The 25134-nt window shown below is 30.0% G+C and carries 26 protein-coding genes and 6 tRNA genes; 22 read left to right on the forward strand and 10 right to left on the reverse strand.

Annotated elements, in window-relative coordinates:
* The first annotated feature begins 12 nt into the window (after nucleotides 1–12).
* Genes L8X97_RS06560 through L8X97_RS06585 form a run of 6 tightly spaced genes read left to right on the forward strand, consistent with a single transcriptional unit; the run spans nucleotide 13 to nucleotide 4912 of the window.
* On the forward strand, nucleotides 13–975 hold the full coding sequence (locus tag L8X97_RS06560) for a hypothetical protein (protein WP_133319007.1): 963 nt from the start codon (nucleotides 13–15) through the stop codon (nucleotides 973–975).
* On the forward strand, nucleotides 972–1412 hold the full coding sequence (rnhA, locus tag L8X97_RS06565; RefSeq protein ID WP_133319006.1) for a ribonuclease HI: 441 nt from the start codon (nucleotides 972–974) through the stop codon (nucleotides 1410–1412). The genes L8X97_RS06560 and rnhA overlap by 4 nt, the downstream gene beginning before the upstream one ends.
* Entirely contained in the window at nucleotides 1405–2073 is a 669-nt protein-coding gene (gene rnc / locus L8X97_RS06570; protein ID WP_133319005.1) for a ribonuclease III, read from the forward strand. Before rnhA ends, rnc begins: the two co-directional genes overlap by 8 nt.
* Complete coding sequence (aroC, locus tag L8X97_RS06575) at nucleotides 2070–3158, forward strand: chorismate synthase (protein WP_133319004.1); 1089 nt, start codon at nucleotides 2070–2072, stop codon at nucleotides 3156–3158. Before rnc ends, aroC begins: the two co-directional genes overlap by 4 nt.
* A 54-nt stretch (nucleotides 3159–3212) precedes the next feature.
* Nucleotides 3213–4256 carry a Cj0069 family protein gene (locus L8X97_RS06580; RefSeq protein WP_133319003.1) on the forward strand — a complete coding sequence of 348 codons (1044 nt, stop codon included), beginning with the start codon at nucleotides 3213–3215 and terminating at the stop codon, nucleotides 4254–4256.
* 29 nt (nucleotides 4257–4285) lie between these two features.
* Nucleotides 4286–4912: a trimeric intracellular cation channel family protein gene (locus tag L8X97_RS06585; RefSeq protein ID WP_133319002.1), complete on the forward strand. Its 627-nt coding sequence runs from the start codon at nucleotides 4286–4288 to the stop codon at nucleotides 4910–4912.
* Between the two features lie 190 nt (nucleotides 4913–5102).
* On the opposite strand, the gene L8X97_RS06590 is transcribed toward L8X97_RS06585, so the two are convergent.
* From L8X97_RS06590 to folE, 10 genes are all read right to left on the reverse strand, one after another.
* Nucleotides 5103–5177, reverse strand: a tRNA-Glu gene (locus L8X97_RS06590).
* A 54-nt stretch (nucleotides 5178–5231) separates the two neighbouring features.
* Entirely contained in the window at nucleotides 5232–6386 is a 1155-nt protein-coding gene (nhaA, locus tag L8X97_RS06595; protein ID WP_133319001.1) for a Na+/H+ antiporter NhaA, read from the reverse strand.
* The gene (gene nhaA / locus L8X97_RS06600) at nucleotides 6383–7543 is read right to left on the reverse strand and encodes a Na+/H+ antiporter NhaA (RefSeq protein ID WP_133319000.1); all 1161 of its coding nucleotides are present in this window, start codon (nucleotides 7541–7543) and stop codon (nucleotides 6383–6385) included. Before nhaA (L8X97_RS06600) ends, nhaA (L8X97_RS06595) begins: the two co-directional genes overlap by 4 nt.
* Before the next feature lie 85 nt (nucleotides 7544–7628).
* Nucleotides 7629–8600: an iron-sulfur cluster assembly scaffold protein gene (locus L8X97_RS06605; RefSeq protein WP_220566466.1), complete on the reverse strand. Its 972-nt coding sequence runs from the start codon at nucleotides 8598–8600 to the stop codon at nucleotides 7629–7631.
* 10 nt (nucleotides 8601–8610) lie between these two features.
* Entirely contained in the window at nucleotides 8611–9789 is a 1179-nt protein-coding gene (locus L8X97_RS06610; RefSeq protein WP_133318998.1) for a NifS family cysteine desulfurase, read from the reverse strand.
* A 126-nt stretch (nucleotides 9790–9915) separates the two neighbouring features.
* The gene (locus L8X97_RS06615) at nucleotides 9916–11061 is read right to left on the reverse strand and encodes a hypothetical protein (protein ID WP_133319187.1); all 1146 of its coding nucleotides are present in this window, start codon (nucleotides 11059–11061) and stop codon (nucleotides 9916–9918) included.
* Between the two features lie 79 nt (nucleotides 11062–11140).
* On the reverse strand, nucleotides 11141–11320 hold the full coding sequence (locus L8X97_RS06620) for a putative motility protein (RefSeq protein WP_133318997.1): 180 nt from the start codon (nucleotides 11318–11320) through the stop codon (nucleotides 11141–11143).
* 53 nt (nucleotides 11321–11373) lie between these two features.
* Complete coding sequence (locus L8X97_RS06625; RefSeq protein ID WP_133318996.1) at nucleotides 11374–11862, reverse strand: hypothetical protein; 489 nt, start codon at nucleotides 11860–11862, stop codon at nucleotides 11374–11376.
* 56 nt (nucleotides 11863–11918) lie between these two features.
* Complete coding sequence (fliI, locus tag L8X97_RS06630; RefSeq protein ID WP_220566469.1) at nucleotides 11919–13226, reverse strand: flagellar protein export ATPase FliI; 1308 nt, start codon at nucleotides 13224–13226, stop codon at nucleotides 11919–11921.
* Entirely contained in the window at nucleotides 13226–13798 is a 573-nt protein-coding gene (gene folE / locus L8X97_RS06635; RefSeq protein ID WP_133318995.1) for a GTP cyclohydrolase I FolE, read from the reverse strand. The genes fliI and folE overlap by 1 nt, the downstream gene beginning before the upstream one ends.
* Nucleotides 13799–13907: 109 nt before the next feature.
* On the opposite strand from folE, the gene tig reads away from it, so the two are divergent.
* The 16 genes from tig to L8X97_RS06715 all read left to right on the forward strand — a co-directional run bounded on the left by tig (nucleotide 13908) and on the right by L8X97_RS06715 (nucleotide 25091).
* Nucleotides 13908–15227: a trigger factor gene (gene tig, locus L8X97_RS06640; RefSeq protein WP_133318994.1), complete on the forward strand. Its 1320-nt coding sequence runs from the start codon at nucleotides 13908–13910 to the stop codon at nucleotides 15225–15227.
* On the forward strand, nucleotides 15227–15817 hold the full coding sequence (gene clpP / locus L8X97_RS06645; protein WP_133318993.1) for an ATP-dependent Clp endopeptidase proteolytic subunit ClpP: 591 nt from the start codon (nucleotides 15227–15229) through the stop codon (nucleotides 15815–15817). The genes tig and clpP overlap by 1 nt, the downstream gene beginning before the upstream one ends.
* Nucleotides 15818–15829: 12 nt before the next feature.
* Complete coding sequence (locus tag L8X97_RS06650) at nucleotides 15830–16870, forward strand: GGDEF domain-containing protein (protein ID WP_133318992.1); 1041 nt, start codon at nucleotides 15830–15832, stop codon at nucleotides 16868–16870.
* A complete protein-coding gene (gene def / locus L8X97_RS06655) occupies nucleotides 16867–17391 on the forward strand; it encodes a peptide deformylase (protein WP_220566472.1) in 525 nt (174 codons plus the stop codon). Before L8X97_RS06650 ends, def begins: the two co-directional genes overlap by 4 nt.
* Complete coding sequence (locus tag L8X97_RS06660) at nucleotides 17388–18896, forward strand: YifB family Mg chelatase-like AAA ATPase (protein WP_263662912.1); 1509 nt, start codon at nucleotides 17388–17390, stop codon at nucleotides 18894–18896. The genes def and L8X97_RS06660 overlap by 4 nt, the downstream gene beginning before the upstream one ends.
* An 8-nt stretch (nucleotides 18897–18904) precedes the next feature.
* Nucleotides 18905–19591 (forward strand): NYN domain-containing protein, encoded by a 687-nt coding sequence (locus tag L8X97_RS06665; protein ID WP_133318989.1) that lies wholly within the window; start codon nucleotides 18905–18907, stop codon nucleotides 19589–19591.
* A 2-nt stretch (nucleotides 19592–19593) separates the two neighbouring features.
* Nucleotides 19594–20934, forward strand: coding sequence for a DNA recombination protein RmuC (gene rmuC / locus L8X97_RS06670; RefSeq protein ID WP_220566475.1), 1341 nt, complete (start codon nucleotides 19594–19596; stop codon nucleotides 20932–20934).
* On the forward strand, nucleotides 20918–22264 hold the full coding sequence (locus tag L8X97_RS06675; RefSeq protein WP_263662913.1) for an NAD(P)H-hydrate dehydratase: 1347 nt from the start codon (nucleotides 20918–20920) through the stop codon (nucleotides 22262–22264). Before rmuC ends, L8X97_RS06675 begins: the two co-directional genes overlap by 17 nt.
* Nucleotides 22255–22827, forward strand: a complete 573-nt coding sequence (purN, locus tag L8X97_RS06680) for a phosphoribosylglycinamide formyltransferase (RefSeq protein ID WP_263659582.1) — start codon at nucleotides 22255–22257, stop codon at nucleotides 22825–22827. The genes L8X97_RS06675 and purN overlap by 10 nt, the downstream gene beginning before the upstream one ends.
* 43 nt (nucleotides 22828–22870) lie before the next feature.
* The gene (locus tag L8X97_RS06685; RefSeq protein ID WP_220566477.1) at nucleotides 22871–23593 is read left to right on the forward strand and encodes a TerC family protein; all 723 of its coding nucleotides are present in this window, start codon (nucleotides 22871–22873) and stop codon (nucleotides 23591–23593) included.
* 88 nt (nucleotides 23594–23681) lie between these two features.
* Nucleotides 23682–23759: transfer RNA gene (locus L8X97_RS06690), tRNA-Pro, on the forward strand.
* Nucleotides 23760–23771: 12 nt separating this feature from the next.
* Nucleotides 23772–23848: transfer RNA gene (locus tag L8X97_RS06695), tRNA-His, on the forward strand.
* 3 nt (nucleotides 23849–23851) lie between these two features.
* A tRNA-Arg gene (locus L8X97_RS06700) sits at nucleotides 23852–23928 on the forward strand.
* Nucleotides 23929–23955: 27 nt separating this feature from the next.
* Nucleotides 23956–24032: transfer RNA gene (locus L8X97_RS06705), tRNA-Arg, on the forward strand.
* 5 nt (nucleotides 24033–24037) lie between these two features.
* A tRNA-Leu gene (locus tag L8X97_RS06710) sits at nucleotides 24038–24122 on the forward strand.
* A gap of 102 nt (nucleotides 24123–24224) precedes the next feature.
* Complete coding sequence (locus tag L8X97_RS06715) at nucleotides 24225–25091, forward strand: hypothetical protein (RefSeq protein ID WP_263659583.1); 867 nt, start codon at nucleotides 24225–24227, stop codon at nucleotides 25089–25091.
* Nucleotides 25092–25134 lie beyond the last annotated feature (43 nt).

The following is a 25134-nucleotide window of genomic DNA, read 5'->3' on the forward strand; positions in this document are numbered from 1 at the left end:
AGTTGCAAGATTATGGATTTTTTCTTTGTAGAATACCGCGATCCTTTATTCGGTCTTATTGTTTTGACGGCTTTGATTTTTATCGTTGCTAGCTCACATTATATATGGCGGTTTTTTGCAAGCAAAGATCAAAAAAGCAAGCTTGATCGTTTTGTAAAAAAATTTGAAATCAATTCTACCCATCAGCAGATTTTAAAAAATGCCAATTTAAGTATAGAAAATTTAAATTTCCTAGCTCAAATTTTTACCAAAAGTGGTGAATTTGAAAAAGCTGTGGGAATTTATCTTATAGCTTTGCAAAAGACAAATGAGGCTAACCAAAAAGAATTTATCTTTTTTTCATTAGCACAAGTTTATCTAAAAGCAGGATTTTTAGAGCGTAGTGTAGAAGCTTTGCTAAATGCTTTAAAAATTAAAGCACGCAATAAAGAAAGCTTAAAACTTTTAAAAATTGTGTATTTAAAACTTAAAGATTATGATAAGGTTTTAGATGTTTTAGAATGTTTGTTTGAGCTTGGAGAAAATATATATGCAGAAAAAGCTTTGATAAAGGCTTTAAAAATTCAATCAAGTTCTAAAGAGCAAGAGCAAAAGATTAAAGAAATTTTAATTTTTAGCAAAGATAATGAGTATGTTTTAAGATTTTGTTTTTTACACTATAAAGATAAGCTTACTCAAATGCCTAAATTTGAAAATGTTATTGATTTACTTAATGAATGTAAAAGCCCACTTAATCTTGAAGATGAAAAATACCATGAGTTTTTTTATGCAAAAAATTTAAGTACAAAATCTATTCCTATAAAAAATCATAAACTAAAAATTTTAAAAATTTTAAATGATAATAAGCTAAGTGCTAATCTTAGCTTTACTTATGTGTGTAATAATTGCAAAAATCAAAGTCCTTTGTTTTTTTATCATTGTCCATTTTGTTATGAATTTGGAAAATGTGAGATTTATTATGAGGTAAAAGCTTGAAAAATATTGAAATTTATACAGACGGATCGTGTTTAAATAACCCTGGTTTTGGAGGGTGGGCTTATGTTTTAACTTATAAAAATCATCAAAAAGAACAAAGTGGGGCATGTGAGAATACAACAAATAATCGTATGGAGTTAATGGCCATTATACAAGCTTTGAAAGCTTTAAAAGAGCCATGCGAGGTAAAATTATACACAGATTCAAATTTAATGGTGCAAAGTATTAATGAATGGCTTAAAGATTGGATAAAAAAAGATTTTAAAGGTAAAAAAAATATTGATCTTTGGAAAGAGTATTTAAATGTTGCTAAAGATCATAAAATAACTGCTTTTTGGATCAAAGCACATAATGGCCATGAATTAAATGAGCGTTGTGATGAACTAGCAAGAAATGCAGCTTTGAAACTCCAAGAAGAAAGGTTGATAAATGCTTAAAAAACTCCAAGAAAGATTAAGTTATCATTTTAAAAATGAGCAATTGCTCATCGAAGCTTTGACACATAAAAGCTATAAAAAGCCTTATAATAATGAAAGATTAGAGTTTTTGGGTGATGCTGTAATGGATTTAGTAGTAGGGGAGTTTTTGTTTTTTAAATTCCAAAAAGACTCAGAAGGAAACCTTTCTAAGCTTAGGGCAGCTTTGGTAAATGAAAAATCTTTTGCAACCTTAGCACAAAAACTTGATCTTGGAACATGTATTTTTATGTCTATTGCAGAAGAAAATAATGATGGACGCAATAAACCTTCTATACTTTCTGATGCCTTTGAAGCTTTAATGGGAGCTTTGTATTTAGAAATAGGTTTTGAAAAAACTAAAAACATAGCATTAAATTTACTCAATGAAGTTTATCCGCATATTGATACACAAAGTTTATTTAAAGACTATAAAACAAGACTTCAAGAAATTACACAAGCACATATGGCAGGCACACCCGAGTATGTAGTGATGAAAGCTTTTGGACCTGATCATAAAAAGCAATTTGAAATTGCAGTAAAAATTCAAGGTATAGAAGTAGCAAGATCTATAGCAGGTAGTAAAAAAGAAGCCCAACAACAATGTGCCAAAATAGCACTTGAAAAATTAGGAAAACTATGAATAGCTTTGGAAAAAGATTTAAATTTACAAGTTTTGGCGAATCTCATGGTCAAGCTATAGGTTGTGTGATAGATGGTATGCCAGCAGGGGTGAAGTTTGACTTTGATTTTTTGCAAGAAATGTTAGATAAAAGAAAACCAGGTCAAAATAAATTTAGCACTCCTAGAAAAGAAGAAGATAAAGCTCAAGTTTTAAGCGGGGTTTTTGAGGGTTATACAACAGGAACTCCTATAAGTGTTTTGGTGCATAATGAAAATACACGCTCAAAAGATTATGAAAAAGATGTGTTTCGTCCTGCACATGCTGATTTTACTTATTATCACAAATACGGCATTAGAGATTATAGAGGTGGTGGAAGAGCTAGCGCTAGAGAAAGTGTAGCAAGAGTGGCAGCAGGGGCGTTAGCTTGTATGCTTTTAAAAGAGTTTGATATAGAAATAATGAGTGGAGTTTTTGGGGTAGGAAGTATTGATAGCAAACTTAGTAATGATGAGTTCGATTTTAATTATGCTAAAAATAGTGAAATTTATGCTTTAGATAAAAATTTAGAGCAAAACTTTAAAGATGAAATTTTAAAGGCTAAAAATGCTAAAAATAGCGTAGGTGCAAGAGTTTTTACTAGAGTGAAAAACCCTATCATAGGCTTAGGTGAGCCTTTGTATGATAAGCTTGATTCTAAACTTGCTCATGCGATTATGGGTGTAAATGCAGTTAAGGCTGTAGAAATAGGAAGTGGCATTCAAAGCAGTTATATGTATGGAAGCGAAAATAATGATGAGTTAAAAGATGGAGTATTTTTAAGTAATCATAGCGGAGGTATATTGGGTGGAATTTCTAATGGAAATTTTATCGATATAAAAACATATTTTAAACCAACCCCTTCTATATTTTTACCCCAGCAAACACAAAATATTCAAGGAAAAAATATCATATATGAGTTAAAAGGTAGACATGATCCTTGTGTGGGTATAAGAGGTAGTGTTGTAGTAAATGCTATGGTAGCCATATGCATGGCCGATGCTTTACTTTTAAATGCAAGTTCAAATTTGCAAAATTTACAATGTATTTATGAAAAAAATAAATAAAAATTTAATACTTATTTTGATATGATGATAAAATATCTTTAAAAAGGGAGCAATATGAAAAAAAATATCGTATTTTTTGAAGTTAGAGGTGGTAGCGATAAAGGTGAAGATGGCCATAGAAAAGACACCATGCCTATGGTAAATGCTTTAAAAGAGCAAGGTTGGAACGCTGAGGTTATCTTTTTTGAGGTTGAAAAAAAAGACGAAATTTATGAATATGTAAAAAACAATGCTGATGCTTATGTTTCTAGAATTAACCCAGGAAATTTAAAAGAAGAAAATGAATACTTTGATATGTTAAGAAAACTTTGTGCAAATGGTGTTATAGGTATGCCTCATCCTGATGCGATGATAGGATATGGCGCTAAAGATGCACTTACTAAGCTTAATAAAACAGCTTTAGTGCCTGAAGATACTTATGCGTATTATGATATTAAAACTTTTAAAGAAAGTTTTGTAAAAACCTTAGCAAAAGGCGAGAGGGTTTTGAAGCAAAATCGTGGTTCAACAGGTGAGGGAATTTGGCGTGTGAGATTAATAGATGAACTGCCAGCAGGGACTACAAGTGTGCCATTAAATGCAAAAATCAAATGCACAGAAGCAAAAGACAATCATACAGAAGAAAGAGAGCTTGGTGAATTTATGGATTTTTGTGAGCAATACATTGTGGGTGATAATGGTATGCTTGTAGATATGACTTTTTTACCGCGTATTAAAGAAGGTGAAATTAGAATTTTAATGCTTTATCATACTCCAATTTATGTAGTGCATAAAAAGCCTGCAGAAGGTGCTGATGCATTCTCTGCTACACTTTTTTCAGGTGCAAAATATAGATATGATGAGCCAAAAGATTGGCAAGAATTGATAGATTGGTTTTTAGCAACCTTACCAGAAATTCGTTCAAAGCTTGGAAATTACGATATTCCTTTAATTTGGACTGCCGATTTTATCTTAGATACAGATGAAAATGGTAAAGATAAATATGTTTTAGGTGAGATTAACTGCTCTTGCGTAGGATTTACTTCTCCTGCTGAATTTGTTGAGCCTATTGCTAAAAAAGTAGCTCAAAATATCATTAATATCGTGAGTAAAAATTAACCCTTGTTTAACAAGGGTTTTAACTCATTATGCTTTTAACTATACTTTATATTATCGGAATTACTGTTGATGCAATGACGGGGGCTATTGCTGCAGGACGGCACAAAATGGATCTTTTTGGAGTGATATTTATAGCTTTGGTAACAGCTATTGGTGGAGGTTCTATCAGAGATATTTTACTTGATCATCATCCATTAACTTGGATTAAAACTCCTGAATATGTCATTTTGATTTGTGTTGCGGCTATGATTACAACAAAAATTGCTAAATATGTTATAAGACTTGAAAAACTTTTTTTAATTTTAGATGCTATAGGTTTGGTTGTTTTTAGTGTTTTAGGTGCACAAATTGCAATAGAAATGGGGTATGGTTTTATAGTGGCTGTGAGTTCAGCTGTGATTACTGGTGTATTTGGTGGGATATTAAGAGATATATTATGTGCTAGGATACCACTTGTATTTCAAAAAGAAATTTATGCAGGTGTGGCCATATTAACAGGAGCTTTGTATTATATATTGCATATTTTAGGCATAGATGAATTATGGGTAATTCTTGCTTCATTGATTGTAGGAACTATAGCAAGACTTTTAGCGATATATTATGGTTTAAGTTTGCCTATATTTTCTTTTAAAGATGGAGAAAATAAAGAAAGCTAATTTTATTTTTTAGATTTTAAAATGCAAGTTTTGTTATTTATAATGTTTTTATAAAATCCCTGCGAGCTCTGCTAGTAAGCAATATTTATTTATATTTTATTTTAGAATATATATTTGATATATTAAATTTATATTAAGCTTAAATATTGAAACTATTGTTTATGCTATTTTTATTTAGGAGCTAAAAGAGTGGTGACCCATACGAGACTCGAACTCGTGTTACCGCCGTGAAAGGGCGATGTCCTAACCGCTAGACGAATGGGCCAAAACATTAAATAAGAAATGAAATTATATCTTATTTAATTTAAAAAAAGCTTAATTATTTAATAAAACGCAGGTAAAAATAGCCAAATACACCAGAAGCTAATGAGGCTAGTAAGATTGCAAAGTTATCTACAAAATTAAATATATCACTCACTTCATAAGCAAGAGCATCTATAAAAAAGCTCATGGTAAAACCTATACCTGTGAGTATGCAAACTCCATAGAGTTGTTTAAAATTTGCATCTTTTGGTAGTTTTGCAAGTTTGAATTTAATCGCCATATAGGCAAAGCCAAATACACCTAGTTGTTTTCCAACAAAAAGTCCCAAAAATATACCCATGCTTACACCACTAAAAAGCATATGAAATTCTATTTTAGAAAGATCAACTCCTGCGTTTGCAAAAGCAAAAAGTGGCAATATTATAAAAGCTATCCAAAATTTTAACCCATGCTCAATTTCTTCTAATAAAGCATGATTGTTTTTTGTATATACAGGAATGAATAAAGCAGTAATAATACCTGCTAAAGTCGCATGTACTCCGCTTTTTAATACACTAAGCCAAAGCAGAGCACCAAGTATATAATAAAATGATTTTCTTTCATTACCTAAGCGATTAAGTAAAAACAAGCCAACAATGCAGCAAAAGGCAACAAAAAAAGCCAAAGTTGAAAGCTCACCTGTATAAAAAATAGCAATGATTAAAATAGCTCCTACATCATCAAAAATCGCCAAAGAAACTAAAAATATTTTTAAAGAGCTTGGTATGCGTTGTTTTAGCATTGCAAGTATAACTAGAGCAAATGCAGTGTCAGTTGCTGTTGGTATAGCCCAACCTTTTAAAACATAAGTATCATTAAAATTAATAGCACAAAATATCAAAGCAGGTACTACTATACCACCTATAGCAGCTATTAAGGGTAGAGTAATATTGCTAAGAGTTTTAAATTCTCCTTGAACAAATTCTTTTTTTAATTCAAGTCCTATTGCAAAGAAAAAAATTGCAATCAGCCCATCATTAATCCATAACAAAGAAGGTTTAAAAAGCTCCCAAGCTCCTATTTTTATACCCATTTCTACACTTAAAAAGTCCATATAATGTTGCCCGTAAGGACTATTTTTAAGTAGTAGGGCAAAGATTGTTGCTATTAAAAGCAACAATCCTCCTAAAATTTCAAGAGATAAAAAGCTTTGGAGGTTTTTAAATTTCATTTTTTGAAACTATAAATGAGTTTTAAATAAACATAGCCAATCACAGCACTTAACAAAGAGGCTATTAAAATAGCAAGCTTGTCCGAATATGCAAAAATATCACTATTTTGATAAGCTAAGCCATCTATAAAAAAGCTCATGGTAAAACCTATACCTGTGAGTATGCAAACCCCATAGAGCTGTTTGAAATTAACATTTTGCGGAAGTTTTGCTAAGCCTAGTTTTATACTAATATATGAAAATAAAAAGACACCTATTTGTTTTCCTAAAAATAAACCTAAAATAATACCTAAGCTAACCGAAGAAAACATAAAGCTTGGATCCATATCTTTTAAATCAACACCTGCATTTGCAAAGGCAAAAATAGGTAAAATAAAATAACTTACCCAAGGTGCTAAATCATGTTCGATTTCTTTTAAAAAAGATTTTCCATTTTTTGTTTCAAGTGGTATAAACAAAGCAGTAATCACACCCGCTAAAGTTGCATGCACTCCACTTTTTAGCATGCTTATCCAAAATACTATAGCTATAATGATATAAAAGGATTTTTTAGTAACATGAAAATGATTTAATAAATAAAGTGCTAATATACATACCAAAGCAGCAATCATAGCAAATACTGAAAGCTCGCTTGTGTAAAATAAAGCAATCACAATAATCGCACCCAAATCATCAAAAATAGCCAAGGAAAGCAAGAATAATTTTAATGAAGTAGGTACTTTTTTACCTAAAAGCATTAAAATTCCTACTGCAAAAGCCACATCAGTTGCTGTTGGTATAGCCCAACCTTGCAAAGCAAAAGCATCTTTATAATTAAAAAATGCAAAAATCAATGCAGGTACTATCATACCACCAAGTGCAGCAAATACAGGTAAAGACATAGCTTTTATACTATTTAGCTGTCCTCTTGTTACTTCATACTTTAATTCAAGCCCTATGGCAAAGAAAAAAATCGCAATAAGTCCATCATTAATCCATAAAAGCAAAGGTTTGAAAATTTCTAAACTTCCTGCTTGAAACCCAAAAGGAATATTTAAAAAGTTGGTGTATTGATCTGTTAAAGAGCTGTTTTGTAAAATTAATGCAAGTAAAGTGAAAAATATTAGCAAAACACCCGGAAAAGTTTCGCTTTTAACAAAGGTTTGAAGTCTTTGCATATAAATAGCCTTTTTAAATTTTTAATTAATGCGTTATTTTAACATAAAAAGGCTTGAAATTTAAAAGTTTAAGCAGAAAAACTGCTTAAACAGGTATAACGCGTATATTTGGACTAAGTTCTTCTTGTAAGATATTTTCTATGGCATATAAAGTTGCGCCACTTCCGCTTGAGCAACCACTGCAAGCTCCAAGATAGCGTATATATACATCTATATTTTTACTTTCACTTTTTTGTATATCAATTACTTCCAAATCCCCACCATCTCCGTGTAGCATCGGACGCACATCGCTATCTAAAACAGCCTCTACTGCTTTTAATTGTTTAACCATGGTCATATCATCAAAAGCAATATCTGCTTTACTTTGATCTTTTAATCTCTCTCTTTCCATTTCAGCTCTAGTTTCAGCTAAAATATCTACAAGGTAATAATCTTTTTTCTCATGTCCTCCAGGTTTAACACAAGATTTACAAAAAGCTCCTGCTTTTGTAAATTGTGTGATTTCTTCTACTGTATGTAAATCATTTAGTTTAATTACCTCTTTGATAGTTCCAAGGCTTACCCTAGCACATTCACAAACTATAATTTGATCTTCAAAGTCTTCAGGATTGACTCCTTTATAATGTGCTGCTGCTTGTTTGATAACATCATAAGCCATAACCGAACAATGCATTTTTTGAGGTGGAACCGCAGGAGTTTGCGGATTATCTCTCATAGCAAATTCAACATCTAAATTTGTAATTTTAACAGCTTCATCCACGGTTTTACCTATGCAAAGATCAACCATAGTATCACTACTTGCTATTGCTGTTCCACAGCCAAAGCTTTTAAATTTAGCATCAATGATTTTATCTGTTTTTTCATCCACTAGCCAATAAAGTCTAACTGCATCACCACAGCTTTCAGCTCCAAAATCTGCAATAATAAGTTTTGCATTTGCTTTTTGTGCATCTTCTTGTGTAAATTCGCCCATATGTTGAGGGTTATTCATTCTATCTTGTACTTTTTGAGAATACTCATCCCAAATTGATCCGCCAATTAAATTATTCTTTGCCATTTTTTATCCTTTAAATATTTTCAGGCTTATATGCATAAGTACTTGAGATTGCTCTAAGTCTTTGCGTTGCTTTTTTTATTTGCTCTGCTGCATAATCAATTTCATCTTCTGTGTTAAATCTTGATAAAGAAAGTCTTAGAGCAGTATGAGCTAAATCATTTTCAGCACCAATTGCTTCCATGATAGGATTGCTCTCAAGTGCTTCGCTAGCACAGGCTGAACCAGTGCTTGCTGCTATACCATTTTTGTTTAAATCCCAAAGCATAGCTTCGCCTTCTACACCTTTAATACTTGCTAAGATGGTATTAGGAACCCTTCTTGATCTATTTCCAACTACACTTGTATCAGGCATAGCTAAAATTAAATCTTCTAATTTATCTCTTAATCTTCTAATGTGTGAATTTTCAAAGTCAAGCATAGTATTTGCAATTCTTAAAGCTTCTGCCATTGCTATAATATATGGCACATTTAAAGTTCCACTTCTTCTACCACCCATATGCTCACCACCATGTAAAAGTGGAGTTAGTTCTATATCTTTTTTAATATAAAGCCCACCAACTCCTTTTGGACCATGGAATTTATGTGCAGAAAATGAAGCAAAATCAACTCCAGCTTTTGCAAAATTAACTTTGATTTTCCCAACAGCTTGAGTTGCATCAGTATGAAATAATGCTCCATATTCATGAGCAATTTGAGCCATTTCTTCTATAGGAAAAATCATACCAGTTTCATTATTTGCCCACATAATACTCACTAGGGCAGTTTTATCTGAAATAACTTCTTTTAAATCTTTTACGCTAGAAACACCCTCATGATCAACACCAAGTTCTATAACTTTTACCCCTAAAGATTTTAAAAACATAGCACTAGCAGCTACTGCGGGATGTTCCACGCTAGAAATAATTACTTCATTTCTATCGTTATTTAAAATTTTATCAAAATACACACCTTTTAACACCCAATTGATACTTTCTGTAGCACAGGAAGTGATAATAATATCATCTAAATCACTTGCTCCTACACCTATATAAAGTTTATCCATAGCTTCTTTTAAGGCAGGATGGGTTGCACTACCCCATTGATGAAGGCTATTTGGGTTTCCAAAATGCTCTTTTAAAAAAGGCTTCATAAGCTCGTAAGCTTCTGGTGCAAGTTGTGTTGTTGCGTTGTTATCTAAATATACTTTCAAATTATACTCCTTTAATTAGGATAATTTTTATCTTTTTTGTTAATATACACTAAAATATTAAATTTAATATTAAATCAAGTAAGTTTTTAACTTGTGTAATAATTTACATTATTATTTTAGCACAAGTTAAGCCATAGCATTTAAATAAGAATGTAAAATTTTGTTAATACTAGCTTGTTTTTTTCTATTTTCTAAAAATTGAGTATCTAAAAGTTCTTTTTGAGTATTGATTTTTTCAAGATCAATATTAGGATTGTTTTGATTGAATTCTTCTTTTAAAACTTCAATTTCTTTACTAACTTGCTCGCTATAAAGACTATAAATAGAACTTGAATTGGCAAATTCTTTCATGTTAATGCTATGTTGATAGTTAATATATTGTTGAAAGAAAACTGAAAGCTTATCTTCTGAAGTGTTGTTTTTATCTACTCCATTGATATATAAATATAAATCAAAACTCATTTTTTCTTTGTTGTTTTCATTAATATAATCTTGCATACTCATTTGACCTCTCATGAGTTTTTGAAAATTTACACTAGAGGACATATCCAACTCAATAGGCGATAGAAAAAAATTAGCTTTATTGTGATTTTGTTCTTTTAAATCATGATAAATATAATTGAGCAGCAATCCACTTTTAGAAACCTCCCCTTGTTTATTTAAATAAGGTTTGATAACAGGATTACTAGCTGTATTTTCTATGCTTGCGTTAAACGCAAAATCACCTATTTTATTATCAAGCATTAAGGTGTTTAAATTTTTATTTGATTCTTTTGCATTTTGTAAATTTTTAGCATTTTCATAAACTTTTAAAATTTTACCCTCATAAGTATAACTATAACCTTGATTTAACTCTGAAATTTGAGCTTTACTTAAAAAATCATTGTCATTGTTTTGAAACTGTGGATTTATAGTTTTTAATGTGTTGTGATAAGTGTTTAAAAGTCTTGGTAAATCTATTTTGTTATAATTTAAATTCTCATCAAGCTTTATAAGTTGTTTTGAAATTTCTCTTATACTTTTTATATTAATATCATAATCAAGAGGCAAAGCAGCTGCTTTATTAAGATCTTTTTCAAAAAAACCTTGCTCATTGATTCTAAAACCAAATTCACTTGCATAAGTAATTTTATAGTCTAAATTAGAACCATTGATATCAAGTAAATCACTTTTAATATTAGTATTTTCTTTTTTTTCTTCTATGTGTCCAGTTTTTGCAAAAGGATAATTTGCAAAATTCTGATACGGATTAACATTAGAATTTACAAACATAACTCTTCTCTTCAAAAATATTGCTTAACTTTTAAAAAGCAAAAGCTATGCCAAAATTTTTGAATTGAAGAGAAAAATTTTAAGCGTAAATGTCAAGTAATCCTGAACTAGCAGTAGGAGTAGTAGTTGGAGCAGGGTTTGCATTTACGCCTTCAAGTACTTGCATTACTGCATTTTCATTAACTTCTATGGTTTTTTTCATCATAGTAGTTGCAATGTTAAGCATTAAGTTTGCTTGATTGTTTGTAACTTCGCCCATAACATACTCCTTTTGTTTGGATCAAAGGTATTATCGGCAAAGTTTGGTAAATATTAAGCTATATTATAAATTTTTGATAAGTAATGATTGTGGGTGTTTTCTTTTGCTTCAAGCATATCGATATAATTTTTAAATTCATCCATATCTTTAAAAAGATTTTTCATTGTAGTGCTAATTTCATTAGAAAAATTTTGAAGATTATTTTGGGCTTTTAAATATCTTTCGATTTGATAAATTCTCGCCACTTCTCTTTCATATTCATCTTGAGTCATTCTTTTTGCACTGAATTCTTCATTTAGAACTTTTTTATTATTAATAATAAAAGATTTTTTTTGATTATTGATTTTAAATTCGATTATAAAATCTTCTTTTGAAGCGATAATTTTTAAATATTTTAATTTTGCTTTATCTTCTAGTAAAACAAAACTTATGCATTCTAAAAACATATGTGTAAAAATTTCTCTTTCAAAAATATTTTGACAAATATCGGTATATTTTAAACCTAAGCTTTGTTGATGATCTAAAAATGCTATATTTGACATGATCTATCCTTTTTTCATGACTTTTTTATCAAAAAAAGCAAAAAATATTCCAACTATTATGTATCAATCATCTTAAGCATATTAATCGTATCTTCAAATTCAAAACTTTCTTCAGGATTTTGACTTAAAAATTGCTGCATAAAATCTTTTTTAGCAATAGCTTGATCGAGTTCTTTATCGGTGCCTTTTTGATAAGCACCAATACGCAATAGCACTTCATTTTCTTTAAGCAAAGAATTTAAACGCTTAAATTTTCTAGCAGCTAGCTTATGTTCATCACTGATAATATCCCCCATAACCCTTGAGGCTGAATTTTGTATATTTATAGGTGGATAAATTCCAAAGTCAGTGAGTTCGCGACTAAGCACTATATGCCCATCTAGGATAGATCTGCTTTGATCAGCTATTGGATCACTCATATCATCCCCATCAACCAACACGGTAAAAAAAGCTGTTATGGTGCCTTTACCTTCTTCCTTTCCTGTTCTTTCCATAAGCTGAGGTAAAAGACTTAAAACGCTTGGCGGATAACCTTTTGTTGTAGGTGGTTCACCTAGGGCAAGACCTATTTCTCTTTGAGCCATAGCAAAACGCGTTACGCTATCCATGATAAATAACACATCTTTACCTTGTTCTTTAAAATATTCAGCCACACTCATAGCACAAAATGCTCCGTATTTTCTCATCAGCGCGCTATCATCACTTGTTGCAACGATGATGACAGTATCATCAAGTTTACCACCAAGATTTTTTTGTATAAATTCAGGAATTTCTCTACCGCGCTCTCCTATTAAAGCTATAACTTTAATAGGAGCTTTGGAATTTTTCACTATCATACCCATAAGAGTTGATTTACCAACCCCACTTCCTGCAAAAATCCCAAGCTTTTGTCCTACCCCGCAAGTTAAAAGTGCATCTATTGTTTTAACACCTACTGGAAAAACTTCTTCTATCAAACCTCGCTTCATTGCATCAATAGGTGCTCGCATAATAGGCATAAATTTACTTGCCTCAATAGGTCCTTTACCATCTTTTGGTCGCATAAAAGGATCGACTACTCTTCCTAAAAGTTCATCACTAACTCCTATTTGCATACCTGCATCGTTAATAAAAGCACGATCGCCTATTTTAAAACCTTCCACAAAACCAAAAGGACTCAAATAGCTTAAATTTTCATCTACTTCTACCACCATAGCCATAGCTTCTTTACTCTCATCTTCACTAGAAACTATTTTAATGATATCACCTATGCTAGTTTTTAAGCCATTTATTTCTATACTAGTACTTGAAATTTTAGTAATCTGACCAAAAACACTAGCAAGATTTTGTGAAGCAATTTTACTACGAAGTTTTTCTAAACCCATTAAAATCTAACCTGTTTTGCCGAGTTAATTAAAGTGAAAAATTCTTTTCTTGTTTTTTCACTTTTTAAAAAGCTACCTCTTAGTGCTGAAGTGCTAGTAGTAGAATTTGCTTTTTGCACCCCACGCATTTCAACACACATGTGTCTTGCTTCAATAACTACTCCAACACCTTTTGCACCTACATGTTCCATTAAAGATTCTGCGATTTGTTCTGTGAGTTGTTCTTGAATTTGCAAGCGTCTTGCAAAAACTTCCACAAGGCGTGGAATTTTACTAAGACCTACGACTTTTTTATCCGGTATATACGCAACATGTACGCGCCCAAAAAAAGGTAAAAGATGATGCTCGCAAAGACTATAAAATTCTATATCTCTTACTAAAACCATTTCGTTGTTTGAGCTTTCAAATAAGGCATCATTTAGTATTTGTTTTGGATCTTGTTTATAACCACTATTTAAAAATTCAAAAGCTTTAAAAACTCTTGTAGGGGTTTTTAAAAGTCCTTCTCTTTGCGGATTTTCCCCGATAATTTCTAACATATTTTTTACTGATTGTTCAAATTTTTCTTGCATTTTTTCTCCATCAAAAATTAAAATTTTAACATATTTTTATTTTTATATAAAGTGATAAGGAAAATTTTGGTATATTATCAAGAAATTTTATTTAAAAAGGGAAAATATTATGGAAGTTACAGCAAAACTAATTGATTTTGCAAATGCAAATGCTACTGTGAAAATTGCTCAAGGAGCTATTAAAGCAGAAGTTGAAAAATTAGCTAAAAAAGCGTCTAAAACTATGAAAATGGATGGTTTTAGAGCAGGAAAAGTTCCTGTTGCTGCTATACTTAAAAGATATAAAAAAGAGCTTACAAGAGATGCGGAGCAAGATCTTTTAAGAAATGCTGTAGATGGTGCTTTAAAAGAAGTTAAAAAAGAGGCTAAAGATTTAGTAGGTGAGCCATATTTTGAAAAATTTGATAGAAAAGATGGCGATATTGAAGCTCAAATGGTATTATCTTTTAAGCCAGAAGTAAAATTAGATGGATATGAAGAACTAATTCCAACTTATAATACACCAAAAGTAACTCAAAAAGAAATTGATGCAAAAAAAGAAGAATTATTAAAAAGATTTGCTACTCCTGAAGCGATTAAAGAAGCAAGAGCTTTAAAAGAAGGCGATTTTGCTAAATTTGATTTTGAAGGTTTTGTTGATGGTAAAGCTTTTGATGGTGGAAAAGCTCAAAATTATGTTTTAGAGATTGGTTCAAAACAATTCATACCAGGATTTGAAGAAGGTATGATTGGTTTAAAAGCAGGTGAAGAAAAAGATATTAATGTAACTTTTCCAAAAGAATATGGTGCAGCACATTTAGCAGGAAAAGATGCGGTATTTAAAGTAAAAATTCATGAAATTCAAGAACTTAAATTACCTGAATTAAATGAAGAGCTTTTAAAAAACTTACTTCCTGAAGAAAAAGAGCCAAGTGTTGAAAAATTAGACGCAAAATTAAAAGAACAACTAAAAAATGAAAAAATCTTTAAACTTATTAATGATGAGCTTAAAAATCAATTTGCAGAAGCTTTAGTAGCTAAGTTTGACTTTGTTTTACCAAGAAATATAGTAGAGCAAGAAACAGATATGCAATTTAGAAGCTCTTTAAGAACTTTAAGCGAAGAGGAATTAAAAGAATTTAAAGATGAGGCTAAATATAAAGAAAAAAGAGAGAGTTTCAAAGAAGATGCGCAAAAAAGCGTAAAATTAACTTTCATTATAGATGAGCTAGCAAAACTTAGAAATGTTACAGTAAGCGATCAGGAATTAATCCAAGCAATTTATTTTGAAGCTTATAGATATGGTTTTAACCCACAAGAACATTTAGATAATTATAAAAAGCAAGGTGCATTACCTGCCATTAAAATGTCTTTAATTGAAGAAAAACTTTTTGCTGATATTTTTAAAAAAAATGATAAAAAGAAAACCGAAAAAGAAAGTGAAAAATAATGAGTTCATATATACCCTATGTAGTTGAAAAAACAAGCAGAGGCGAAAGAAGTTATGATATATACTCAAGACTTTTAAAAGATAGGATTATCATGCTAAGTGGCGAGATCAATGATGATCTTGCTGCTTCTATCGTGGCACAGCTTTTGTTTTTAGAAGCTGAAGATCCTCAAAAAGATATTTATCTTTATATTAACTCACCAGGCGGGGTTGTGACAAGTGGATTTAGTATTTATGATACGATGAATTATATTAAAGCTGATGTAAGTACTATTTGTATTGGTCAAGCTGCTTCTATGGGTGCATTTTTGCTTAGTTGTGGTACTCCAGGGAAAAGATTTGCTCTGCCAAATTCAAGAATTATGATCCACCAACCACTAGGTGGTGCAAGAGGACAAGCAACAGATATAGAAATTCAGGCAAAAGAAATTCTAAGATTAAAAGCGATTTTAAATGATATTTTGGCAAAAAATACTAAGCAAAAACTTTCTAAAATAGAAAAAGATACCGATAGAGATTTTTTTATGAGTGCTATAGAGGCTAAGGAATATGGTTTAATAGATAAGGTTTTGGAAAAAAGTTTTAAATAAGGAAACAAAGCAATGCTAGATGATGATTTATTTGCTGATTTAAATTTAAATAGCGATCCAACTCCAGCCAAAGAAGCTCCAAAAATTCAAAAAATTAGTGGAGGCGAATTTGAGAAATTTGCGAAATCTATTTTAACTGAACTTGTAAAAGATAATGTGCCTCCAACTCCTACTAATTATGGGGTTTATTTTCAAAAAATGCTTGAAGAGCGTCCAGGAGCTTTTAAGAAAAAAGTTGGTGAGATTATGGAATTTGAGCAAAATGATGATGGTCTTAAGCGTGCAAATATAGAACAAGAAATAAAGAAAAGTTTTAATTCTACTTCGGCATTATTGCAATATATTGCCATGATTTATAGGCATCTTGAAACAGTTAAAGATATGCTAAAAAGGCGTAATTCAGAACTTGCTATTAGTACAGGAAATTTAGCTGTTTCTAATGTAATCCATGCCCTTGAAACAGACCTTTCAAGATTTTCTAGCATTTTAGATAAGTATTCAGATGAGATTAAAGAAAATTTTGATGAGGTTAGACAGACTTATAAACATATAGAAGAGCAGAGTGATTTTGACTCTAAATTTGGAGTTTTTAATAAAAAATATTTTTTAGAAAATTTGGAAAAAAGCATAGAGAGTAATGCTAAATATAATTATTATACTTCTTTGATATTCTTTAGAGTAAAAGAGGAAATTTTAGAGCAAACTTATACTCAAAAAGAGAAAAATGCCTTTTTAAAAAGTGTTTGTAAAATTTTTAGTAAAAATGTTTCTTCAAGTGATATAGTAGCACATTGTGGAAATAATATTTTTGCTATAATGATCTCTCATACTAATTTAGAAAAAGCACAAGAAATATGTAATAAAATTTTAGAATCCTTAGAAAATTCAAATTTTTTCTTAGCAGATAAAGAAATAGAAGCAGATGTGGAGGTTGCTATTAGTGCAGTTAATAGTGACAGCAAAGGTGAAGAATTAATAGAAAAATGCATTGAAGCTTTAAAAGACTCGGGAAAAAATTTAGAACCTTTTGTAATAGTGGAAAAAGAAAAATGATAAGAAAGATAATTACCTATCCTAATCCAAGATTATTTTTAGAATCAAAAAAAGTAGAAAATTTTGATAAAGATTTACATATACTTTTAGATGATATGTATGAAACAATGATAGCTAATAAAGGTGTAGGTTTGGCAGCTATCCAAGTTGATGTGCCAATTAGAGCTTTACTTGTAGATATTGGTGATGAAGAAGGTGAGCAAAAAGAAGACAAACAAACTCTTTTAGAAATCATCAATCCCATTATAACACCTTTAGATGATGAAAGAATTTCTTGTAATGAGGGTTGTTTAAGCATACCAGGCTTTTATGAAGATGTAATGCGTTATAAAAATATACAACTTGATTATCAAGATAGATTTGGCAAACCACAAAGTTTGCAAGCACATGAGTTTTTAGCAGTAGCTATCCAACATGAAGTTGATCATCTTGATGGACATTTATTTATAGAAAAACTTTCTTTTTTAAAGCGTCAAAAATTTGATAAAGACTTTAAGAAAAAATCCAAAAAGAATAAATGAAAAAGCTAAAATGTGCAAGTTTTTCTACAGAACTTGATATCATCGATGTAGAATCAACTTTCACAAGAGGCTTGCCAGGCTTTAGCATAGTGGGTCTTGCAAACTCTACCATCAAAGAAAGCACTGAAAGAATTAAAGCAACTTTGTTAAGTCAGAATTTTAGCTTTCCGGCACAAAAAATTACTATCAACTTAAGTCCTTCGGATATTCCTAAAAATGGTTCTCATTTTGACTTAGCTATTGCAATTTTGATTTTATTTCAAAAAGAAATTTTAGATGATTTTTTTGTTTTTGGAGAACTTGGATTAGATGGGAGTATAAAAAGCACTGCTAGTTTATTTTCTATCTTGCTTTTTTTAAGTACAAAAATACAAAATGCTAAAGTAGTAGTACCAAAAGCCATAGCACAAAAAGCTTCAATGATACCTAATTTAACAATTTATGCTTTAGAAAATTTAGCCCAGGCTGTAGATTTTTTTAAAGAAAAAAAATATGAGAATTATCATATATGCAATGCTCATCCTTTATTTGAAAATGCTATAAAACTTAATGGGGAAAAATATATAAAAAACACTAGCTTTCCTTATGATTTTAAGGAAGTTAAAGGCCAAGAAAATGCTAAATTTGCTTGTATAATAGCAGCTTTAGGAATGCATAATATTTTATTTGAAGGTAGTCCAGGTAGCGGTAAAAGTATGTGTGCTAAAAGACTTCCTTTTGTCATGCCACCGCAAAGCTTGAAAGAAATTTTAGCTCAAAACGCTTATAAGTCATTAAATTCTTTAGATGATGATTTTAGTGCTAGTAGGGTTTTTAGAAGTCCTCATCATACAAGTACTAGAGCTAGTATTTTTGGCGGAGGAACTAAAAATGCCAAGATAGGAGAAATAGCACTTGCAAATGGAGGAGTTTTATTTTTTGATGAGTTTCCTCATTTTTCAAAACAAATCATAGAAAGTTTAAGAGAGCCATTAGAGGATTTTAAAATTCTTATTTCAAGAGTTAATACCAAAGTGATTTATGAAACTAAATTTTTATTTGCTTGTGCGCAAAATCCTTGTCCTTGTGGAAATTTATTTTCTAAAAATCAAAATTGTCGTTGTCAAGAAATAGAAATAAAAAAATATAAAAACAAAATTTCATCTCCAATTTTAGACAGAATTGATCTTTATGTAGCTATGGATGAAATTTCATATAAGGATAAAATGAGTTTAACATCAGAGCAAATGAGCGAGATGGTATTTAAAGGATTTTTATTTCAAAAACAAAGACAGCAAGAAGAGTTTAATGCTAAATTAAATGATGAGCAGATGAAACAATTTTGTATTTTAGAGTCTTCTGCTAATGAAATTTTGCAAAAGGCTATAAATTCATATAATCTTTCTCAAAGAGGGGTAAATAAAACTATAAAAGTAGCAAGAACCATTGCAGATTTAGAGCAAAGTGAGTTGATTTTAAAAACTCATATTTTAAAAGCATTAAGTTTTAGAATGAGAAATATTTAGGAGCAAAAATGGAAAATAAAAGCATAGCAATTTTTATAGATGCGGAAAATATTCCTTCAAAATACGCAAAATCGATTTTTGGTATTGCTTCTGATTATGGAGAAATTGTTATAAAGCGAATTTATGGAGATTGGACTCAAAAAAATATACAAAATTGGAAAGAACAAATTGCACAATATTCTATCATTGCTATGCAACAATTTAATTTTTTAGCTAATAAAAATTCAAGTGATATGTATTTAATTACTGATATTATGAGTGTTTTTTATGAAAAAGATATTGATATTTTTGTTATTGTATCAAGCGATAGTGATTATACTAGTTTGATACAGAAGCTAAAAGAAAATAAAAAACAAGTTATAGGCATGGGTTTAAAGCAAGCTGTAAAATCTTATGTGAATTCCTTTAGTGAATTCTTTTATTTAGATCAAGATAAATCAAAAACAAAAGTCATAATTGAAAAAGAATATATCAAAGATTTAATCAATATCGCAGAGGCTTTGATAGAAGAAAAAGGTCGCGCAGAATATGCTCAAATTCGTACCAATATGAACAGAAAACATGCAAATTTTATTCCACAAAATTTCGGCTTTAAAAATTTTAAAGCTTTGATGAAAGAACTTTTACCAAAGATGAAACAATTTAAAGAAGCAAATGAGAAAAATATTTATTTCCTTGAAAAAGCAAAGGCTTAAAAATGGAAAATATCTTAATAGCTTTTTTGGCTGTTGTAATTTTAGCTTTTGTATGGGTGGTATTTAAAAGTCAGAAAGAAAAAGTAAAGTTAGAATTTTTAAATCAAAACAATATGACTTTGCAAAATCAACTTTCTAATTTAGAGTTTGAAAAAACTGCACTTATAGAAAAAAATTCCAAACTTTTAGATGAAAAAATATCGTATTTATCTAAAAATGAAGTTTTAGAGGCAAAATTAGCACAAAAAGAACAAACTCAACAAGAACTTTTAAATATGCATTTAAAAGAGCGTGCGAATTTAAAAGAAGAATACACTCAAACCTTAATAAAATTAGAAGAAAAATATAAACAAAGTTTGACGGGATTAAAACAAGAGCTAGAGCAAAATTTCCAAAAACAAAATGCTAGTATTTTAAATCAAAACAAACTTATGCTCAATGAAGATACAAAAAAAATCTTAGAAGAAATTTTCTTGCCTGTGAAAAAAAGTGTTAAAGAATATAGTGAAAAACTCAGTCAAAATGAAGTTAGCATTAAAACACAAATTGATCATATGTTTAAATTTAGTCAAAATATGGGAGAAAATGCAGATAAGCTAGCTAAAATTTTAAAAGGAGATAAAAAAATTCGTGGTAATTTTGCAGAATTGCAACTAAAATCAGTTTTAGAAAATAGTGGTTTAGTAGAGGGTGTGCAGTATAAATTGCAAGAGAGATTTCAAGATGAGGGTAAAACTTACATTCCTGATGCGGTTGTGTTTTTAGATAAACAAAAAAGTATAGTTATAGATGCAAAATTTTCTCTACCAAGTGATTTTAGTTTTGAAGATATTAGTAAAAATACCTGTCTTGATTTGGCTTATAATCTAAAATCAAGGATTGATGAGTTAGCTAAAAAGCCTTATATGCAGTATGATAAACACACTTATGAGTTTGTTTTGCTTTTTATACCTTATCAAAATATTCTAGATTTGATTTTAAATGTAGATCTTGAAATTTATCAATACGCTTATAAAAAAAAGGTTTATTTAACTACACCAAACACTCTTTTTATGGCATTAAATACTATAAATATTTCATGGAAAAATATACAAAGTAATGAAAATATCTTAAAAGCTTTTGATGAACTGGGTAAATTTCATGATAAATTTGCAGGCGTTTTGGATGATTTTGAAAAAATCAAAGAAAATGTTAAAAGATTAAACACAAATGTAGATAATATGCAAACAAAGCTTACTCATGGAAGTGGAAATATCGCTTCAAGAGTGATAAAGCTTAAAGAGCTAGGCGCTAAAACTCAAAAATTTATAAAATGTGAGATGAGCGATGAAAGCAGTATTTAAAGATAATATTTCTTATGAAAAAAAACTTATTGAAAAAGGTTTGGATGAGTTTTTAATGATGGAAAATGCAGGCATAGAGCTTGCAAATTTGATTAAGAAAAAAAGTAAAAACATAAAAAATGCCAAAATTTTATTTTTGCTCGGTACTGGTGGAAATGGAGCTGATGGACTTGTGGCTATAAGGCATTTAAAAAAAGCTTTTGCTTTTGTTATGCCATATAAAAAAAATACAATGTTTATCAAGCAAGAGCAAATTTTAAAAAATATAGGTTTTAAATTTTTAAAAAAAGAACCTAAATTTAAAGATTTTGACATCATTGTTGATTGTGTTTTTGGGAGTGGTTTAAATAAAGCTTTAGATGAAAATTTGCAAAGAATTTTTAAAAAAATTGCTAAAAGTAAGGCTTTAAAAATAGCTTGTGATGTTCCTAGCGGGCTTGGACAAGAGCTATGTTTTAAGGCTGATTATACTCTTTGCATGGGAGTGATTAAAGAAATTTTATTAGAAGATTTTGCAAAAGAATTTGTAGGTAAAATTAAAATTGCAAATTTGGGTTTAAAACCTTATATGCAAAATACTTCAAGTTTTTTACTAGAAAAAAAAGATTTAAAACTTATTACAAAAAAGATTAACTCAAATAAAGGCGATTTTGGCCATGTTTATATTTTTGCAAATAAAAGTGCAGGTACTCTAGCTGGACTTGGTGCTTTAGAATTTGGAGCAGGACTTGTATCTTTAGTGGCTAAAGAAAGTTTTTCACCTTTGATTATACTAAAAGATGATATTGAAAGCAAAATAAATGCAGCTGCTATAGGTATGGGACTTGATGATTTAAGTATTTTAAAAGATGAAAGATTAAAAAACATTCCTTTGGTTTTAGACGCAAATTGCTTTCAAAGTGAAAATTTACCTTCATATCTTGCTAGAGAAGATGTTGTTTTAACCCCTCATCCTAAAGAATTTTGTATGCTTTTAAAACTTTGTTTTAATGAGGATATAAGCGTAGAAGAAATTCAAAACAAACGCTTTTTTTATGCAAGAAAGTTTAGTTCTAAATTTCAATGTGTTTTGGTATTAAAAGGAGCTAATCCTATTATTGCTCAAAAAGAAAAATTTTTTATAGTAAATTGTGGCAATGAAGCTTTAGCAAAAGGTGGAAGTGGGGATGTGTTAAGTGGTATGATAGCAGCTTTGCTTGGAGCTAAATTTAATGCTTTAGAAGCTGCTAAAAATGCAGTATTAGCTCATGCTTTAGTAGCTAAAAATTATAAGAAAAACAAAATTAGTTTTGATGCTTTAAAATTGATAAAGGGGTTAAAATGCTTATAAAATTAGCAATTTTATTTAGTGGTAATGGAAGTAATTTGGAAAATATTTTAGCAAAATTACATAAAAAAACTTTTGGTAAAAATACCTTTGAAGTGGTTTTATGCGTGTGCAATAAAAAAGAAGCTTATGGTATACAAAGAGCTTTAAAATATAACCTTAATACTCAAATTATAGAGCATGAAAAATTTACTTCAAGAGAAGAATTTGATGCAGAATTAGTAAAAATTATAAAAGAAAGTCAAGCAGATCTGACCATCTTAGCAGGATTTATGCGAATTTTAAGTCCTATTTTCACTCAAAATATAAAAGCTATTAATCTTCATCCTTCTTTGCTTCCTTTATTTAAAGGTGCTCATGCTATCAAAGAAAGTTATGAGAGCGATATGAAACTTGCGGGTGTTAGCGTGCATTGGGTTAACGAAGAGCTTGATGGTGGTAAAATCATTGCTCAAAAGGCGTTTGAAAAAGCTAAACTAAGCTTTGAAGAATTTGAAGATAAAATTCATAAATTAGAGTATGAAATTTTACCTGCAACTATTGTTGAAATTTTTGAAAATGATTAATTTTTTATCATTATAATTACGCTTTTTATTTTAAGGAAGTTAAATGTTTGAGTGGATTTTTAGTGTGGATGCGTGGGTAGTGTTGCTTACGCTTACAGCTTTAGAGATTGTGCTAGGGATTGATAATATCATTTTCTTGGCTATTTTGGTTTCTAAATTACCACCAGAACATAGAGATAAGGGTAGAGTTTTAGGCCTTGCTTTTGCGATGATTACTAGAATTTTATTGTTATTGTCTTTGTTTTGGGTTATGAAGCTTGTCACACCTTTATTTAGTATATTAGGGAATGAAATTTCAGGTAGGGATTTGGTGCTTTTGCTTGGAGGATTGTTTTTGATAGTTAAATCTATCAAAGAAATCAAAGAAAGTATAACACATCAAGAGGAAAGTCAAAGTAATATAAAAATCAGCAATAAACTTTGGATTGTAGTTGCTGAAATAGCTGTGATAGATATAGTATTTTCTCTAGATAGTGTTATTACTGCTGTGGGTATTGCTCAAGATATAGAGATTATGATTATTGCTGTTATTATTGCAGTATTAGTAATGCTTTTTGCTTCTAAACCAATTGCAGATTTTGTAGAAAAATATCCAAACATTAAAATTTTAGCTTTGGCATTTTTAGTAATGATAGGTTTTGTTTTAGTATGTGAAAGTTTTGATATTCATATAGATAAGGCCTATATTTATGTAGCTATGGCCTTTTCTTTGGTAGTTGAAATTTTAAACATCATTTCACAAAAAAAACAAACAAATAATTCTTAAAATATTTAGCATTTTTTATGCTAAATATTCTTATTTATCTTGACTTTTAATATTTTTTTATGTAAAATAACGCTTTATTTTTATACATCGGGGTGTAGCGCAGTCTGGTTAGCGCACTTGGTTTGGGACCAAGGGGCCGAAGGTTCGAATCCTTTCACCCCGACCATTTTTATAAATGGTGAGTGTAGCTCAGTCGGTTAGAGCATCAGATTGTGGTCCTGAGGGTCGTGGGTTCGATTCCCATCACTCACCCCATCAGCGCTCGTAGCTCAACTGGATAGAGCGACAGACTTCGGATCTGTAGGTTATGGGTTCGATTCCTATCGGGCGCACCATAAGCCTATTGTTACTTTTATTTTTTTGCGCTCATAGCTCAGCTGGATAGAGCAACGGCCTTCTAAGCCGTAGGTCAGAGGTTCGAATCCTCTTGAGCGTACCACTTTTGCGGATGTGGTGAAATTGGCAGACACGCCAGACTTAGGATCTGGTGCAGCAATGCGTGAAGGTTCAAGTCCTTTCATCCGCACCACTAATCTAGATTTTACTCAAATATGAAAACCTATAATTTATTTTTAGTTGTACAATAATAATATTTTAAATTAAAATATATTGCAAATATTAGGAAGATATTATGGTAAATATATATCAAGTTAAAATTATCGAAAATTTTTGCAAGGATAAATTTAAAAAAGATACAAGGCTAAAGGATTTTTTTCATATCTTTTTGGCGCAAAATTTAGAAATTTATACCAATATAGAAGACCAAAATTATACCAAAGGTACAATACTAATATATAAAATTTTTGATATATGTATTATATGTATAAAAGATGGAGTTTTCGTAGGTCAAGAGTATTGTCAATTTAAAAAAAGCGTGATAGATTATATAGTTGCTTATACTGATGAAAATATGAATGATGGTAAAATATCGCAACTATTAAGAGGTAGTTTTACATTAAAAATAGATAAATCAAATTGTTATGATAATCCAGATATTAAAGTTGTGTTTTCAGAAAAAGGCTTTTTGTTTCAGGCTAAATTTAACAATTGTGAAAGTAAATTTAAAGATACAATGACTATGTTTGCACTTTCTTTGGCTTATCGTGAGAAAATGGAGTATTATTTGAATTTGACTTCAAGTATTATAGATAAAGAAAACTACCATGATGTTATTGATATTAAAAAAGATTTTTATGTTTTTAATTTGAAATATTTTTTTAGCAACCCAATACATTATAACTACCAACAAAAACACACAATATGGAAAATTATATTTCATTATTATAATATTTTAGAGCAACATCAAGAATTAAAAATTCAAATAGAAAATCTTGTTGATATTTTGCATATTGAGCAAAATCAAGAAGAAGATAAAAAGGAAAAAATAAAAGAGAATAAAAGAAAAAAAATTGAAATGATTTTTTTAATCATCGGTGCTTTTGTTACTTTAGCTTCGCTAGTTAGTGTATACAAAGATGCTATGGAATTACTTGGTTAAAGTTATAGTATCACTTGTTTTGTGTTTTACTAAAATTTAACTC

Origin of the sequence: Campylobacter sp. CNRCH_2013_0671h (genome assembly GCF_025773055.1) — a bacterium.
GTDB lineage: Bacteria > Campylobacterota > Campylobacteria > Campylobacterales > Campylobacteraceae > Campylobacter_D > Campylobacter_D lari_D.

Bases quoted from the DNA above. Each gene is read 5' to 3' on its own strand.
- L8X97_RS06560 (WP_133319007.1), top strand. From the start codon at position 13: ATGGATTTTTTCTTTGTAGAATACCGCGATCCTTTATTCGGTCTTATT.
- rnc (WP_133319005.1), top strand. From the start codon at position 1,405: ATGCTTAAAAAACTCCAAGAAAGATTAAGTTATCATTTTAAAAATGAG.
- aroC (WP_133319004.1), top strand. From the start codon at position 2,070: ATGAATAGCTTTGGAAAAAGATTTAAATTTACAAGTTTTGGCGAATCT.
- L8X97_RS06580 (WP_133319003.1), top strand. From the start codon at position 3,213: ATGAAAAAAAATATCGTATTTTTTGAAGTTAGAGGTGGTAGCGATAAA.
- L8X97_RS06585 (WP_133319002.1), top strand. From the start codon at position 4,286: ATGCTTTTAACTATACTTTATATTATCGGAATTACTGTTGATGCAATG.
- nhaA (WP_133319001.1), bottom strand. From the start codon at position 6,386: ATGAAATTTAAAAACCTCCAAAGCTTTTTATCTCTTGAAATTTTAGGA.
- nhaA (WP_133319000.1), bottom strand. From the start codon at position 7,543: ATGCAAAGACTTCAAACCTTTGTTAAAAGCGAAACTTTTCCGGGTGTT.
- L8X97_RS06605 (WP_220566466.1), bottom strand. From the start codon at position 8,600: ATGGCAAAGAATAATTTAATTGGCGGATCAATTTGGGATGAGTATTCT.
- L8X97_RS06615 (WP_133319187.1), bottom strand. From the start codon at position 11,061: ATGTTTGTAAATTCTAATGTTAATCCGTATCAGAATTTTGCAAATTAT.
- L8X97_RS06620 (WP_133318997.1), bottom strand. From the start codon at position 11,320: ATGGGCGAAGTTACAAACAATCAAGCAAACTTAATGCTTAACATTGCA.
- L8X97_RS06625 (WP_133318996.1), bottom strand. From the start codon at position 11,862: ATGTCAAATATAGCATTTTTAGATCATCAACAAAGCTTAGGTTTAAAA.
- fliI (WP_220566469.1), bottom strand. From the start codon at position 13,226: ATGGGTTTAGAAAAACTTCGTAGTAAAATTGCTTCACAAAATCTTGCT.
- folE (WP_133318995.1), bottom strand. From the start codon at position 13,798: ATGCAAGAAAAATTTGAACAATCAGTAAAAAATATGTTAGAAATTATC.
- tig (WP_133318994.1), top strand. From the start codon at position 13,908: ATGGAAGTTACAGCAAAACTAATTGATTTTGCAAATGCAAATGCTACT.
- clpP (WP_133318993.1), top strand. From the start codon at position 15,227: ATGAGTTCATATATACCCTATGTAGTTGAAAAAACAAGCAGAGGCGAA.
- L8X97_RS06650 (WP_133318992.1), top strand. From the start codon at position 15,830: ATGCTAGATGATGATTTATTTGCTGATTTAAATTTAAATAGCGATCCA.
- def (WP_220566472.1), top strand. From the start codon at position 16,867: ATGATAAGAAAGATAATTACCTATCCTAATCCAAGATTATTTTTAGAA.
- L8X97_RS06660 (WP_263662912.1), top strand. From the start codon at position 17,388: ATGAAAAAGCTAAAATGTGCAAGTTTTTCTACAGAACTTGATATCATC.
- L8X97_RS06665 (WP_133318989.1), top strand. From the start codon at position 18,905: ATGGAAAATAAAAGCATAGCAATTTTTATAGATGCGGAAAATATTCCT.
- rmuC (WP_220566475.1), top strand. From the start codon at position 19,594: ATGGAAAATATCTTAATAGCTTTTTTGGCTGTTGTAATTTTAGCTTTT.
- L8X97_RS06675 (WP_263662913.1), top strand. From the start codon at position 20,918: ATGAAAGCAGTATTTAAAGATAATATTTCTTATGAAAAAAAACTTATT.
- purN (WP_263659582.1), top strand. From the start codon at position 22,255: ATGCTTATAAAATTAGCAATTTTATTTAGTGGTAATGGAAGTAATTTG.
- L8X97_RS06685 (WP_220566477.1), top strand. From the start codon at position 22,871: ATGTTTGAGTGGATTTTTAGTGTGGATGCGTGGGTAGTGTTGCTTACG.
- L8X97_RS06715 (WP_263659583.1), top strand. From the start codon at position 24,225: ATGGTAAATATATATCAAGTTAAAATTATCGAAAATTTTTGCAAGGAT.